This window comes from Gaiella sp. (assembly GCF_057140465.1).
The window spans coordinates 1-14,236 of the sequence record NZ_DBNHWK010000037.1 but is presented as its reverse complement, the minus strand read 5'-3'; the positions used below and the strand labels follow the sequence as shown (position 1 = coordinate 14,236).

The window sequence follows — 14,236 nt, the reverse complement described above, 5'->3', positions numbered from 1 at the left end:
GGAGGGTACCGAGGCGGCACGGTGTTAGCGTGTGGCACGTGATCCTCGAGCGGAGCATGGACCCCGGCTGGCTCTCGAACGGATACGTCGTGGGCGACCGGGCGGGCGGCCAGGCCGTGCTGATCGACGCCGGAGGCCCGCCGGGCCCGCTGCTGGCGGCGATCGAGCGCCACCGGCTCACGGTCACGCACGTGCTGCTCACGCACCACCACGCGGACCACGTCGCGCACCTCGACGAGTTCCGGGAGCGGTTCGGGGCACCGGTGCTCGCACACCCGCTCGAGGCGGCGCACCTCGTCGGCGTCGGCGGGCGCCTGGGAGACGGCGACGTCGTCGAGTCGGGCGACCTTCGCATCCGCTGCCTCCACACGCCGGGGCACACGGGTGGGATGCTCGCCTTCCTCGTCGACGGCATCGAGTGCTTCACCGGCGACACGCTCTTCGCCGGCTCCGTGGGCGGCGTCCACGCGCCGGGATCGACGTCCTTCGAGGACCTGCGTCACTCGGTGATGGAGGTGCTCCTCGCGCTCGACGGAGGCGTCGTGCTCAACCCGGGGCACATCGGCCACACCACGGTCGCCGCGGAGTGGGAGTCCAACGCGTTCGTGCGCTGCTGGCGGGGGCTCGACCCCGAGGGCACCGCGCAGTGCACGGCGCTCGGCGAGCCCGCGACGCTGATCGTGTGGGGCGACGACTACGACGGCGGGCACAAGGCGTGGGTGCGGTGGCCCGACGGACGCGACGACCTCCTCCCCGGCAGCCGCGTCGAGCGCTGACCGCGCACCGGCGGTTCCGCTAGCCTCGAAGCCGGAGCAACCCCGTCGTCGACCCAGGAGACCGCATGCGCTTCGCCCGGATCAGCTTCGCCGCCCTGCTCACCGTCGCACTGGCCGCGCTCGTCGTCTCGAGCGCGCTCGCACTCGACATCAACCAGGACAAGCAGCCGCCCGCCGGAGAGGTGAACACGCCGTACGAGTACGAGTTCGAGGGCGAGGAGGGTTGCATCCAGTCGTACTACACGCGGCACATCGCGGGCACGGTGCCGCCCGGCCTCGAGGTGACACGCGACCTCAAGCTCGTCGGCACGCCGACCGCCGCGGGCGACTACGTCTTCTGGGTGGAGCTCGCCGACGAGGGCTGCCCGGGTGTGTCGGTGCCGTCCCAGGGGCGGTTCGCGATGACGGTGCTCCCCGACCTCTACGTCGCGACCGAGTCGGTGCCCGCCGGAGCCCCGGGGGTGCCGTACGCGTTCCAGCTCGAGTACGCGGGCTTCGAGGGCGGCTACGACGAGCCGCGCTGGCTGGTCAAGGAGGGCGCGCTCCCACCCGGGTTGACGATGGATGCAAAGGGCCTGATCAGCGGCACGCCCGAGGTCGCGGGCGCGTGGCAGGTCGTGATCCGGGTCGAGGAGCCGTTCCGGCGCTCGGGGGAGAAGTCGTTCGCGTTCATCGTCGTGCAGGCGCTCACGGTGGTCGCTCCCGAGCCGCGGCCGGCCGAGGTCGGGCGTCCGTACGTGCTCCGGCTCGCACACACGGGCGGCGTCGCGCCGGTGACCTGGTCGGTCGGCGAGGCTCCGCTCCCGCCGGGCCTGACGCTCGATCCGGCGACGGGCGCGGTGAGCGGCACGCCGACGCGCGCCGGGACGTTCCCGGTCACCTTCTCGGCGACCGACGCGGCCGGCACCAGCGTCGCGGCCTCGGTCGAGATCGAGGTCGCCCGCAAGCTCCGGATCGTCACCCGCGGGGGCGTCTCCGTTCCCCGCGGCGAGCGGGTGGAGATCGAGCTGCGGACGATCGGCGGCGTCGCACCGCTGAAGTGGAAGGCGATCGCCGGCAGGCTGCCCGTCGGGATCCGGCTCAACCGGCGCACGGGAACGCTCGTCGGCCGCACCCTCAAGCGCGGGGCCTATCCGGTCACGGTGCGCGCGCGCGACCGACTCCGTGGCGAGGCGACGACGCGGATCGTGCTCCGGCTGCGATGACCCCGCAGGCGCTGCACTTCACCGGCGACCCGGAGGCGGACGCGCTGCTCGCAGAGGAGCCGCTGGCGCTCCTGATCGGCTTCGCACTCGACCAGCAGGTGCCGGTGCAGACCGCCTTCAGCGGCCCGCTGAAGCTCCGGCAGCGGCTGGGCGCGCTCGACGCCCGGGCGATCGCGGCGATGGACCCGGCGGCGCTCGAGGCGGCCTGTCGCGAGAAGCCGGCGGTGCACCGGTTCCCGGGCACGATGGCGAGACGGATCCAGGAGCTCTGTGCGCTCGTCGCCTCGGAGTACGACGGGGACGCAGCGCGCGTGTGGGCCGAGGCCCGTGACGGCGATGACCTGGAACATCGGATCCGCGCGCTCCCGGGCTTCGGCGACATGAAGGTGATCGCGCTCGGCTCGGTGCTCGCGAAGCGGTTCGACGTCGCCGTCGCCCGGACGCTCGTCCCCGCGTACCCCACGCTCGGGGACGTCGACTCGACCGAGGCTCTCGAGGACTACCAGGCGAAGAAGCGCGCCCACAAGGCGGAGCTGCGGGCTCGGGGGGCGAGCGCGCCCCAGTGGCGATCGAGCTCGACACGCTGACCGACGGCGGGCAGAGCGCCTTCGACGTCGCCGCGGTCGTCGCCGGCTTCCTCGGCGCCGCCGAGCACCGGCTCGACCTCGCCCTCTACGACGTGCGCGTCGAGACCGAGGCGGGGGCACTCGTGCTCGCGGCGCTGCTCGCCGCGCAGCAGCGCGGTGTGACCGTGCGGATCCTCTACAACGTCGACCATCCGGGCCCGATCCCCGTGCCGCCGCCGCCCGAGATGGAGCCCGACGCGATCGAGGCCCTGCCCGTCGAGACACGCGGGGTCGCGGGCGGCCAGGCGCTGATGCACCACAAGTTCGTCGTGCGGGACGGCCGGGACGTCTGGACGGGGTCGACGAACTGGACGGACGACTCCTGGACACGCCAGGAGAACGTCACCGTCCGGGTGCTCGGCTCCGAGCCGCTGGCGACCGCGTTCACCCTCGCGTTCGACGAGCTCTGGGAGGCGGGCGAGGTCGCCGGGGCCGGCACGGTCGAGCCGCGCCCGGTCGACGTGGACGGGATCACGGTCCGCCCGTGGTTCGCCCCCGGCTTCGGCGAGTCGCTCTCGCACCGCATCGCGAAGCACGTGGGGCGGGCCAGGCGGCGCGTCCGCCTCGCCTCGCCGGTGCTCACGGCCGGGCCGATCCTCGGGACGCTCGTCGAGGTCGCGACCGAGAGGCGGTGCTCGGTCGTCGGCGTGGTCGACGACACGCAGGTCGACGACGTCTTCCGCCAGTGGCGGCGCAACCCCGCGAGCGCCTGGAAGATCCCGCTGCTGCACCAGATCCTCACGCGAGGCCGCTTCGCCGGGAAGGCGTCCACGCCGTGGCGCCGGGGCGGCGTGCAGGACTTCATGCACGCCAAGGTCGTCGTCGCCGACGATGTCGCCTTCGTCGGCAGCTTCAACCTGTCGCGGTCGGGCGAGGAGAACGCCGAGAACATGCTCGAGATCCACGACACGGCGGTCGCCGACCGGCTCTCCGACTACGTCGAGGGGCTCCACGCCCGCTACCCGCGGGCGACGCCGCCGAACGCGCACTGACGGTCAGGCGACGCCTGCGAGCAGGAAGGCCCGTGTCTCCCTGAGCATCTCGCGGGCGATCACGAGCCGCTGCACCTCCTGCGTCCCCTCGTAGATCTGCGTGATCTTCGCGTCGCGCATGAAGCGCTCGACCGGGTACTCCTTGACGTAGCCGTAGCCGCCGAGGACCTGCACCGCCTCCGTCGTCACCTGCATCGCGACGTCACCGCAGAGCAGCTTCGCCATGGCGGACGCCTTCGTCAGCTCCGCATCGTCCACCGCCTCGTCGGCCATGCGGCCGAAGCGGTAGAGGAGGCCGCGTGCCGCCTCGCACATCGTCTCCATGTCGGCGAGCTTCGCGGCGATCAGCTGGTGCTCGGCGATCGGCTTCCCCATCGTCTCGCGCGTGCGCGCGTACTCGAGCGCGTAGTCGGTCGCACCCTGCGCGATCCCGAGCGCCTGTGCGGCGACGCCGGGCCGCGAGCGGTCGAGGATCCGCATCGCGAGCTTGAAGCCTCCCCCCTCCTCGCCGAGCAGGTTCGCGGCCGGGACCCGGCAGCCCTCGAAGAGGATCTCGCCCGTCGTCGACCCGGCGATCCCCATCTTCGGCTCGAGCCGCGACACCTCGAACCCGGGCGTGTCGGCCTCGACGAGGAACGCCGAGATCCCGGAGTGGCCGGCCTCGGGGTCGGTCTTCGCGAAGACCGTGTACAGGCCTGCGACCCCGGCGTTCGTGATGAACCGCTTCGTGCCGTCGAGCACGTACGCGTCGCCGTCGCGTCGCGCCGTCGTCCGCATCGCCGCCGAGTCCGAGCCAGATCCGGCCTCGGTCAGGGCGTAGGCCGTGAGGACCTCGCCGGACGCGAGCCGCGGCAGCCACCGCGCGCGCTGCTCGTCCGACCCGGCGAGCTTCAACCCGAGCGACCCGAGCTCCTGCACCGCGAGGATCAGGCCCGACGTCGCGCAGACCTTCGACACCTCCTCGATCGCCACGAGGCTGAGGAGCGTCCCCGTGCCGGTGCCACCGTGCTCCTCCTCGAAGAAGAGCCCGAAGACCGCCTGCTCCCGGAACAGCTCGACGATGTCCCACGGGAATGCGTGCGACGCGTCGATCTCCGCCGCCCGTGGCGCCACGCGATCGCGCGCGAGCGTGCGCACGAGCTCCCGGAGCTCGCGTTGCTCGTCGGAGAGCGGGTCCCAGGCCACGGCCGCAGTGTATGCGCCGGCCGCCGTCCCTCCACGCACGCGCCGACCCCCGGGACGTGCCTCATCGACGGCCGCCGAGTGAGAGACTCTCGGCAGAGGCCACTCGAGCGAAAGGAGTGCCACCGATGTCCGACAGCGTCTACCGGGTCACCGAGGTGATCGGCGCGTCCACGACGTCGTGGGAGGACGCCGCGCGGCGCGCGGTCGAGACCGCCGCCCAGACCGTGCGGGGCCTGCGGGTCGCCGAGGTCGAGCGCATGGACGTCACGATCGAGAACGGCACGGTCGCGAGCTACCGGGTGCGGCTGGGCATCTCGTTCAAGTACGAGACCGGAGACTGACACGCGGCCGCAGTGAAGGCCCTCGTCAAGGCACACGCGGAGCCGGGACTGTGGCTCCAGGAGGTCCCGGAGCCGGTGATCGGGATCAACGACGTGCTGATCCGGGTCCGGAAGACCGGGATCTGCGGGACGGACGTCCACATCCACCGCTGGGACGACTGGGCGCAGCGGACGATTCCGGTTCCGCTCGTGATCGGCCACGAGTTCGTCGGGGAGATCGTCGACGTCGGGAGCAACGTCAGCGACTTCCACCCCGGTGACGTCGTCTCGGGCGAGGGGCACGTCGTGTGCGGCCGCTGTCGCAACTGCATGGCGGGGCGCCGTCACCTGTGCGCCCACACGATCGGGCTCGGCGTGCAGCGTCCCGGGGCGTTCGCCGAGCTCGTCGCCCTGCCGATGACGAACATCTGGCACCACTGGCCGGGGATCGAGGAGGACGCCGCCGCGATCTTCGACCCCTTCGGGAACGCCGTGCACACGGCACTCGCGTTCCCGGTGCTCGGCGAGGACGTGCTCGTGACGGGGGCCGGGCCGATCGGCTGCATGGCCGCGGCCGTCGTGCGGCACGCCGGGGCCCGCCACGTCGTCGTCACCGACCCGAACTCCTACCGCCGGGAGCTCGCCTCCCGCATGGGGGCGACGGTGACCGTCGACCCGTCCGCGCGCGACCTCCGCGACGTCCAGCGCGAGCTCGGCATGACCGAGGGCTTCGACGTCGCGCTCGAGATGTCGGGCTCCGAGGCCGCACTGCACTCGATCCTGGAGAGCATGGCGCACGGCGGCCGCGTCGCGCTGCTCGGGATCCCGTCCGGCGAGGTCTCGATCGACTTCGACAAGATCGTGTTCGACATGCTCACGATCAAGGGCATCTACGGGCGCGAGATGTACGAGTCCTGGTACCAGATGTCCGTGCTGCTCCAGTCCGGCCTCGACATCACCCCGGTGATCACCCACCGCTTCTCGCACGCCGACTTCGAGGAGGGGTTCCGGATCGCCGCGTCCGGCGAGGCCGGCAAGGTCCTGCTCGACTGGACGGACGCGTGACCGTCGCCGGCCCGTGCGTCCGACCCGAACGGCCGCGGCCCGCGACCGGGCCCGCCACACCCGTGGAGGCTCCATGTACGGACTGCTGAAGGACGACCTGACGCGGCGGCTCGACGAGCTGCGCGCCGAGGGCCTGTACAAGCAGGAGCTCGTGATCACGACACCGCAGTCGGCGCACGTGGACGTCGAGGGCAGAGGCGAGATGCTCAACCTCTGCGCGAACAACTACCTCGGCCTCGCGAGCCACCCCGAGATCGTGCGCGCAGCCCACGAGGCGCTCGACCGCTGGGGCTTCGGCATGGCGTCCGTCCGCTTCATCTGTGGCACGCAGGCGATCCACCGGGAGCTCGAGGCGCGCCTGTCCGCGTTCCTCGGCACCGACGACACGATCCTCTACAGCTCGTGCTTCGACGCGAACGGCGGGCTCTTCGAGGCCCTGCTCGGCCCCGACGACGCGGTGATCTCCGACGCCCTGAACCACGCCTCCATCATCGACGGCATCCGGCTCTGCAAGGCGCAGCGTCACCGGTACGCGAACTCCGACATGGACGAGCTGCGGGCGCGGCTCGTCGATACGGCCGGCGCCCGGTACCGGATGATCGCGACCGACGGCGTCTTCTCGATGGACGGGTACCTCGCGAAGCTCGACGAGATCTGCGACCTCGCCGAGGAGCACGACGCGCTGGTGATGGTCGACGACTCGCACGCCGTGGGCTTCGTCGGGGCCGGCGGGCGCGGAACCCCCGAGCTGCACCGCGTCACCGAGCGTGTCGACGTCGTCACCGGCACGCTCGGCAAGGCGATGGGCGGCGCGAGCGGCGGGTACGTCTCCGGCCGACGCGAGATCGTCGAGCTCCTGCGGCAGCGCTCCCGGCCCTACCTCTTCTCGAACAGTGTCGCGCCGCACGTCGTGGCGGCGACGCTGACGGCGCTCGACCTGATCGAGTCCTCACCGGCCCTGCGGGACACGCTCGTCGAGAACACGGCGTTCTTCCGCTCGCGCATGACCGAGCTCGGCTTCGACGTGCTCCCCGGCGACCACCCGATCGTCCCGGTGATGATCGGGGACGCGGTGCTCGCGTCGCGGTTCGCCTCCGAGCTCAACGCGCGCGGGGTGTACGCGGTCAGCTTCTCCTTCCCGGTCGTCCCCCGCGACACGGCGCGCATCCGGACGCAGATGTCGGCGGCCCACACGCGTGCCGACCTCGAGCGCGCCGTGGACGCGTTCGTGGCCGCCCGCGAGGCGGTCGGCACGTGATCCTGGAGAACGGCCTCGTCCGCACGATGGACGCGTCGCTGCCGCGCGCCGCGGCGCTCGCGATCGCGGGCGACCGGATCGCAGGCGGCGTCGGTACGCACGAGTGGGCCCTGCCCACGCCCGACCGCGTCGACCTCGGCGGGCGCTGCGTGATGCCCGCGTTCACGGACAGCCACGTGCACTTCCCGTCGTGGTCGCTCGCACAGCGCCAGGTGCGGCTCGAGGGCGCCGCCGGGCTCGACGAGGCGCTCGACCGCGTCCGCGCGTACGAGCCGACGGGCGAGTGGATCCGCGGAACCGGTTGGCGTGACGCGGCCTGGGCCGAACGCCCGACGGCGGCCGCGCTCGACACGGTCACCGGCGCCACGCCGACGGCTCTGTGGGCGAAGGACTACCACTCGCTGTGGCTCAACACGGCGGCACTCGCGCGTGCGAGAGGCGACCTGGAGGTCGAGGGCGGCGTCGTCGAGCGGGACGAGCGCGGGGAGCCGACCGGGATCCTGCGCGAGGAGGCGGCATGGACGTTCCGCGAGCGCCACACGCTCGCGAGCGAGGACGAGTACGTGGAGGCGACCCGTGCCGGGATCCGCCTCGCCCACAGCCGTGGCGTGGCGGCGGTGCACGACAAGGACGGCTGGCTCGGATCACCCGGCATCTTCGGCCGGATCCACGCCCGGGAGGGACTGACGATGCGGGTGTGGCAGTCCCTCCCCCACGAGCGCCTGGCCGAGCTCGAGGCGCTCGGTCTCCGCCCGGGGCTCGGCGACGACTTCCTCCGGCTCGGCTACCTGAAGGCGTTCATGGACGGGACGCTCGGGTCGCGAACGGCGTGGATGCTCGACGGGTCCGGCGTGGCGATCACGTCGGGCGAGCAGCTGCAGGAGGTGATCCGGGCGGGGGCCCGGGCAGGCTGGCCGGTCGCCGTCCACGCCATCGGCGACCGCGCGAACCGGGAGGCGCTCGACGCCTTCGAGGCGACCCGCGCGGAGTGGCAGCCCCTCGGCCTCAGGCAGCGGATCGAGCATGCCCAGTGCGTCGCACCCGAGGACCTCGCGCGGTTCGCCGCGCTCGACGTCGCGTGCTCGGTGCAGTTCGTCCACGCCCCCTCGGACCGGGACCTCGCCGAGCGCTTCTGGAGTGATCGGCTCGAGGGAACGTACGCCTTCCGCTCCCTCTGGGACTCGGGAGCCGTCGTCGCGAACGGCTCCGATGCGCCGGTGGAGGAGCTCGATCCGCTGGCCGGCGTCCGCGCCGGCGTGCGGCGGACGCTCGACGAGCGTCCCTCCTGGCGGGCGGACGAGAGCCTCACGGTCGAGCAGGCACTGCTCGCGTCGACGGTGACGCCGGCATGGCTCGCCGGAGACGAACGGCGCCGCGGCAAGCTCCTCCCCGGCTTCCTGGCCGACCTCGTCGTCCTCAGCCGCGACCCGCTCGAGAGCCCGGTCGACGAGCTCGACGCCGTCGAGGTCGTGGCGACGATGGTCGGCGGGCGCTGGGTGCACAACCCTCCGCCGTGGTGACGGCGGCCCGGCGCACACCCGGCCCGGACGTACAATGACGGCATGACGACGACCGAGCAGCGCACGATGCTCCCCGTGCACGAGGTGCCGACCTGCTCCGTCGCCGGAGCGGCGGAGATCGTCGGCGCGAAGTGGACCGTGCTGATCGTCCACGACCTCTCCGAGGGCCCGCGTCGCTTCACGGAGCTCGAGCACTCGTGCGCGGGCATCAGCCCACGGACGCTCGCCGAGCGGCTCCGCACGCTCGAGGCGCAGGGCATGCTCGTGCGCCAGAGCTACGCGGAGTCACCGCCGCGCGTCGAGTACGAGCTCACGGACAAGGGCCGGGCACTGCTCCCGATCATCGACGCGATGCGGCGGTTCGGGCACGACTGGCTCGGCTGCGGCGTCCACGACGACTGAGGTCGACGCGGCGGCAGCCGACTCGCGCGCGGGAGCTGAACCGCCTCACGAGACCGGTGCCGGGGTCGCCGGCCGCGACGCGCACGGGCCGCGCCCGATCAGCCCCCGGTCGGCACCGCGGCGGCGCGCTCGCCCCATAGCCGCACGAGCTCGATCGCCGTCGCGGACGCTGCGGCCATGTCCTGAACGGAGACCCACTCACGCACCGAGTGGTAGAGGCGCCCACCGGTGAACAGGTTCGGAGTGGGCAGCCCGAGCGCGGTGAGCCGGGCGCCGTCGGTTCCGCCACGGATGAGCTCGAACCGTGGCTCGAGCCCGACCCGCCGGATCGCCTCGACCGCGGCCTCGACGACGTCGGGACGGCCGTCGAGCGCACGGCGCATGTTGCGGTACTGCTCCTCCACCCGCACGTCCACCGTCGCCCGCGGCTCGCGCGCACGGAGCTCGTCGACGAGGCCGTGCAGGAACGCGAGATGCTCCTCGAGCAGGTCGTCGTCGTGGTCTCGCACGAGGAACCACGCCGTCGCGCGGGCGGGCCGGCCGACGATCCGCAGGGGATGCAGGTACCCCTCCCGCTGCTCGGTGGTCTCGGGGGAGAGCCGGTCGCGCGGCAGCGACGCGACGAGATCCGAGGCGAGCTTGACCGCGTTGACCATCCTCCCCTTCGCCGAGCCCGGATGCACGCCGACACCGGTGATCCTGACGGTGACCTTGTACGCCGAGAACGTCTCCACCTCCAGCTCGCCGCGGCCCGAGCCGTCGAGCGTGTAGCCGGCGGCGGCGCCGAGCAGCGCGAGATCGAGGTGATCCGTTCCGCGGCCGATCTCCTCGTCGACGGTGAACACGAGGCGGACGGGCGCGCGAGGGCGGTCGTCGTCGACGAGATGGGCGACCGCGCCCATGATCGCCGCGACCCCCGCCTTGTCGTCGGCGCCGAGCAGCGTCGTGCCGTCGCTGGTGACGAGGTCGTGGCCGACGCACTCGTCGAGCTCCGGGAGGGCCGACGAGTCGAGCACCTGCGAGGGATCGCCCGGGAGGACGATCGGCCTCCCGTCCCAGCGCGCGTGGACGATGGGCGTCACCGGGCCTCCCGGCGCGTCGGTCGACGTGTCGACGTGCGCGATCAGGGCGACGGTCGGTGCCGCGACGACCGTGCCCGGCAGCGTTGCGAGCAGGGGCCCGTGCGCCGTCAGGTCGACGTCGGCGAGGCCGAGCGCGCGGAGCTCGTCGGCGAGCAGACGCGACAGGTCGAGCTGCTTCGCCGTGCTCGGAGAGGTCGTCGAGTCGACGTCGCCCTGCGTGTCGATCCGGGCGTAGCGGAGGAAGCGCCGGAGCACGTCGTCCGCCAGCTCCTCCGCGAGCGCGCAGGAGAAGCGCGGGTCTGCGGCCTGGCTCACCGGAGCCGGCCGAGCCGCCGGAAGAGCTCGCAGGCAGCCTCGAGCCCGAGGGTGAGGTGCTCGGTCGGCAGCCGCTCGTTCGGCGAGTGGATGTTGGAGTCGTTGAGGGCGAACCCGGTGAGCACGGTGGGGACGCCTCGCGCGGCGAGCGCCGACACGAGCGGGATCGCGCCGCCCGTGCGGACGAGCAGGGGCCGGACGCCCAGGACGTGCTCGAACGCGTCGAGTGCGAGCTGCACCGCCGGCGCGTCGACCGGGACGAGGCCCGGCGGGCTCGCCGTCCAGACCTCGACGTCGACCTCGGCCCCGGCGGGGGCGGACTCGCGGAGGAGCCGCTCGGCTGCGGCGACGATCACGTCGGGATCCTGGTCGCCGACGAGCCGGATCGACAGGTTCGCCTGCGCCTCGACGGGGATCACCGTCTTCTGGAGGACCGGCGACCCGCCGAGGATCCCGTTGACGTCGAGCGACGGCTCGGCCCACGTGCGGAGGTAGAACTCCTCCGCCCCGCGCGCGTCGGACGGCCGCGCCCCGGCAGCGGCGAGCTCGGAGGCGCCGCTCGGAAGCCGCTCCCACCCCGCGACCTCCTCCGCCGTCGGCTGCGCCACGCCCTCCCGTAGCGGCTCGGGCAGACGGCCGTCCTCGCGCGGCAGGACGCCGTCGAGCGTCCGCACGAGGGCGTGCATCGCATTGAGCGCCGCCCCGCCATAGAGCCCGGAGTGGAGGTCGCGCGTGCCGGTGCGGACGGTCACGTGGAGGTAGCAGACGCCGCGCACCGCGACGTTGAATGCCGGCACCCCGCGCTCGACGTAGCTCGAGTCGAAGACGACCGCGGCATCCGCGAGTCGCTCGTCCCGATCCAGCCAGTCGACCACGGTGTGCCCTCCGACCTCCTCCTCCCCGTCGCAGACCACGCGAACGTTGACCGGGAGCTCCCCGGCGGCCGCGAGGAGCTCCACCGCCTTCAGCAGCATGTACAGCTGCCCCTTGTCGTCGGCGACGCCGCGGGCGTACAGCCACCCGTCGCGCTCGACGAGCTCGAACGGCGGCGACTCCCAGAGCTCGAGCGGATCCGGCGGCTGGACGTCGAAGTGACCGTACGCGAGCACGGTCGGAGCCCTCTCCGCGCCGCGCGACGCGCGCACCTCTCCCACCACGAGCGGGCGGCCCTCCATCGTGACGACGCCTGCCTCCCCGCCGGCGCGGACGACCGCGTCGCGGACCCAGGCCGCTGCGCGGTCGACGTCGTCGCCGTGCGCGGGATCGGCACTGAGCGACGGGATCGCGATCAGCCCGGAGAGCTCGGCCGTGAGTGCGTCGAGCGGCGGCAGCTGCACCCGCACGATTCTAGGGGCGGCCGGCGGCGCGACGCGCGGCAACGGTGGCGACGGACGGCGGGGCGAGCCGGGAGCGCATCGCCCGGCCCGTCAGGCGACGTCGCGGACGTCCTTCGCCTCGGCGAGGGCGCGCAGCTTCTTGAGGCTCTGGTGCTCGATCTGCCGGATGCGCTCGCGCGTCACGTTGAACGCCCGCCCGACCTCGTCGAGGGTGCGCGGCTGCTGCCCGTCGAGCCCGTAGCGCAACTCGAGGACGGCGCGCTCGCGCTCCGAGAGGCTGTCGAGGATCGAGCGCAGCGCCTCACGACGCAACGCCGTCTCGGCCTGCTCCTCGGGCAGCGGGATCGACTCGTCGGTGAGGAAGTGCCCGAACTCGCTCTCCTCCTCGTCGCCGACGGGCTTCTCGAGCGACACGGGGGTCTGGGCGCTGCGCCGGATCTGCTCGACCTCCTCGAGCGGGAGCTCGACGTCCAGGGCGATCTCCGCCGTCGTCGGCTCGCGCGCGAGCTCCGCGCGCAGCTTGCGCTCGGAGCGATGGATCTTGTTCAGCTTCTCGACGACGTGCACCGGCATCCGGATCGTCCGGCCCTTGTCGGCGATCGCCCGGGCCACCGCCTGTCGGATCCACCAGGTCGCGTAGGTCGAGAACTTGAACCCCTTGCGCCAGTCGAACTTCTCCGCGGCCCGCACGAGCCCGATCGTGCCCTCCTGGATCAGGTCGAGGAAGGGAAGACCCTGGTTCCGATACCGCTTGGCGATCGAGACGACGAGCCGGAGGTTCGCCTCGACCATCGCCTGCTTCGCGGCGTGGTCTCCACGCTCGATCCGCTTCGCGAGCTCGACCTCTTCGGCCGCGGTCAGGAGCGGCACCTTGCCGATGTCCTTGAGGAAGAGCTGGAGCGTGTCGGTCGAGATCTCGGCGCTCGCCTCCCACGCCCGCTCGCGCTCACGGTCCCGCTCGCTCGACGTGTCGACGACCTCGATCTGCTCCTCTTCCAGCTGCGTGTAGAACGCGTCGAGCTGACCGGCGTCGAGGCCGAGCTCGTCGAGCACCAGCGCGACGGCGTCGGCGTCGAGTCGTCCCGCCGCGCGCCCTTCCTCGAGGAGCGCGCGCGCCTCGTCCGCCTCCAGGACCGTCTCGCGGGTGGCGGGGAGTGGGCTCCCCGGATGCTCGTCGCTCAGGACCGCCCCTTTCCGTCGCGGTGCACGGTCACGGTAGCCACCGTCCGCGGCTCCGTCAAAAATCGGCGCACCGCACGGTACGTCACGAGCCGACCCGGCGCAGCTCGGCGAGGTAGCGCCCCGCCTCGCGGGCGAGCGGCGAGCCGGGGTCGACCTGCTGCGCGAGCCGCAGCTGCCGACGCGCCTCCTCGACCTCGCCCGACCAGAGGAGCAGCAGCCCGAGGTGGAAGCGCACCGTCGCCGCCTTCGGGAAGCGCCTCGTGAGCGGGCCGAGGCGCGAGAACGCGGCCGCGGGGTCGGCCTTGTCGAAGCGCGCGACGGCGGCCGCGACCTGTGCCTCGGCGTCGTCCGGGCGCGCGGAGGCGAGGCGCCCGAGGACGCGGCCCGCCGACTGCTGGCGTCCGAGGCGCTGGAGCGCGACCCCGTAGTAGAGCGTGCCGAGCCGGTCGCCCTGCTCCGCGAGGCGCTCGAGCTGCGCGAGCTGGCGGTCGGCGGAGAGCTTCCCGAGGGCGGGGGGCAGGGACTCGCTCGGCACGAAGCGCGGCAGGTCGGGCGCGAACTGCGGGTAGAGGAGGTTCCCGGCGGTCACGGCGTACTGGGAGTCCGGCGCCGCATCGGCCGCCGCCCGCCACGCGTCCTCCGCCCCGCCCGCGTTCGCCCAGAGCAGGGCGAGGCCGAGGTTGAGCTGGACGACGGGGCTCTGCGGGTGGAGCCCGGCGAGCCGGTTGAGCAGGTCGACCGTGTCCTCCGGCCACGTCGTCATCGCACGACCGACCCGCGCCTCGAGCGACGAGTGCGCCTCGTAGAGGCGACGCGCGGCGACGAGGTCACCGCGCTCGTACAGGCCCTGTGCCCGCCGCAGGTCCGCCGCCTCCCGATCCGTGCGCACACCGAGATCGATCGCGAGCGGCGGGAGCCCGTCGCGGGGCTCGGTGGCCTCTGCCGGGACCGGCGCGTGCCGGTCGGTCTGG

The 14,236-nt window shown here is 73.0% G+C and carries 13 protein-coding genes and 1 pseudogene; 9 read left to right on the top strand and 5 right to left on the bottom strand.

Going from position 1 to position 14,236, the window contains the following annotated elements:
* The first annotated feature begins 38 nt into the window (after positions 1-38).
* From AC162C_RS05515 to AC162C_RS05500, 4 genes are all read left to right on the top strand, one after another.
* Positions 39-776: an MBL fold metallo-hydrolase gene (locus AC162C_RS05515; protein WP_484096676.1), complete on the top strand. Its 738-nt coding sequence runs from the start codon at positions 39-41 to the stop codon at positions 774-776.
* 65 nt (positions 777-841) lie between these two features.
* The gene (locus AC162C_RS05510) at positions 842-1,981 is read left to right on the top strand and encodes an Ig domain-containing protein (protein WP_484096675.1); all 1,140 of its coding nucleotides are present in this window, start codon (positions 842-844) and stop codon (positions 1,979-1,981) included.
* On the top strand, positions 1,978-2,568 hold the full coding sequence (locus AC162C_RS05505; protein WP_484096674.1) for an HhH-GPD-type base excision DNA repair protein: 591 nt from the start codon (positions 1,978-1,980) through the stop codon (positions 2,566-2,568). Before AC162C_RS05510 ends, AC162C_RS05505 begins: the two co-directional genes overlap by 4 nt.
* A complete protein-coding gene (locus tag AC162C_RS05500) occupies positions 2,544-3,599 on the top strand; it encodes a phospholipase D-like domain-containing protein (RefSeq protein ID WP_484096673.1) in 1,056 nt (351 codons plus the stop codon). The genes AC162C_RS05505 and AC162C_RS05500 overlap by 25 nt, the downstream gene beginning before the upstream one ends.
* A 3-nt stretch (positions 3,600-3,602) precedes the next feature.
* Here the strand turns inward: AC162C_RS05500 and AC162C_RS05495 are convergent, their stop codons facing one another.
* Positions 3,603-4,784: an acyl-CoA dehydrogenase family protein gene (locus AC162C_RS05495; RefSeq protein ID WP_484096672.1), complete on the bottom strand. Its 1,182-nt coding sequence runs from the start codon at positions 4,782-4,784 to the stop codon at positions 3,603-3,605.
* Between the two features lie 125 nt (positions 4,785-4,909).
* Between AC162C_RS05495 and AC162C_RS05490 the strand changes: the two genes are divergently transcribed.
* The 5 genes from AC162C_RS05490 (at position 4,910) to AC162C_RS05470 (ending at position 9,349) form a co-directional block, all read left to right on the top strand.
* Positions 4,910-5,125 (top strand): dodecin family protein, encoded by a 216-nt coding sequence (locus AC162C_RS05490; RefSeq protein ID WP_484096671.1) that lies wholly within the window; start codon positions 4,910-4,912, stop codon positions 5,123-5,125.
* Positions 5,126-5,137: 12 nt separating this feature from the next.
* Entirely contained in the window at positions 5,138-6,169 is a 1,032-nt protein-coding gene (gene tdh / locus AC162C_RS05485; RefSeq protein WP_484096670.1) for an L-threonine 3-dehydrogenase, read from the top strand.
* A 73-nt stretch (positions 6,170-6,242) separates the two neighbouring features.
* Positions 6,243-7,427 (top strand): glycine C-acetyltransferase, encoded by a 1,185-nt coding sequence (locus AC162C_RS05480; RefSeq protein WP_484096669.1) that lies wholly within the window; start codon positions 6,243-6,245, stop codon positions 7,425-7,427.
* Complete coding sequence (locus AC162C_RS05475; protein ID WP_484096668.1) at positions 7,424-8,947, top strand: amidohydrolase; 1,524 nt, start codon at positions 7,424-7,426, stop codon at positions 8,945-8,947. The genes AC162C_RS05480 and AC162C_RS05475 overlap by 4 nt, the downstream gene beginning before the upstream one ends.
* A 42-nt stretch (positions 8,948-8,989) precedes the next feature.
* Positions 8,990-9,349 (top strand): winged helix-turn-helix transcriptional regulator, encoded by a 360-nt coding sequence (locus AC162C_RS05470; protein ID WP_484096667.1) that lies wholly within the window; start codon positions 8,990-8,992, stop codon positions 9,347-9,349.
* A 98-nt stretch (positions 9,350-9,447) separates the two neighbouring features.
* Here AC162C_RS05470 and pepT read toward each other — a convergent pair whose 3' ends face one another.
* From pepT to AC162C_RS05450, 4 genes and pseudogenes are all read right to left on the bottom strand, one after another.
* Positions 9,448-10,746: a peptidase T gene (gene pepT, locus AC162C_RS05465; protein WP_484096666.1), complete on the bottom strand. Its 1,299-nt coding sequence runs from the start codon at positions 10,744-10,746 to the stop codon at positions 9,448-9,450.
* Positions 10,743-12,083, bottom strand: a complete 1,341-nt coding sequence (locus AC162C_RS05460) for a M20/M25/M40 family metallo-hydrolase (RefSeq protein WP_484096665.1) — start codon at positions 12,081-12,083, stop codon at positions 10,743-10,745. Before AC162C_RS05460 ends, pepT begins: the two co-directional genes overlap by 4 nt.
* A gap of 90 nt (positions 12,084-12,173) precedes the next feature.
* Positions 12,174-13,265, bottom strand: a complete 1,092-nt coding sequence (locus AC162C_RS05455; RefSeq protein ID WP_484096693.1) for a sigma-70 family RNA polymerase sigma factor — start codon at positions 13,263-13,265, stop codon at positions 12,174-12,176.
* An 82-nt stretch (positions 13,266-13,347) separates the two neighbouring features.
* A pseudogene (locus AC162C_RS05450) lies at positions 13,348-14,236 on the bottom strand (hypothetical protein); the annotation flags it as partial.

What these genes read in the sequence shown, in the direction of transcription:
- AC162C_RS05510 (WP_484096675.1), top strand. Translation starts at nt 842, where the DNA reads ATGCGCTTCGCCCGGATCAGCTTCGCCGCCCTGCTCACCGTCGCACTG.
- AC162C_RS05505 (WP_484096674.1), top strand. Translation starts at nt 1,978, where the DNA reads ATGACCCCGCAGGCGCTGCACTTCACCGGCGACCCGGAGGCGGACGCG.
- AC162C_RS05490 (WP_484096671.1), top strand. Translation starts at nt 4,910, where the DNA reads ATGTCCGACAGCGTCTACCGGGTCACCGAGGTGATCGGCGCGTCCACG.
- AC162C_RS05480 (WP_484096669.1), top strand. Translation starts at nt 6,243, where the DNA reads ATGTACGGACTGCTGAAGGACGACCTGACGCGGCGGCTCGACGAGCTG.
- AC162C_RS05470 (WP_484096667.1), top strand. Translation starts at nt 8,990, where the DNA reads ATGACGACGACCGAGCAGCGCACGATGCTCCCCGTGCACGAGGTGCCG.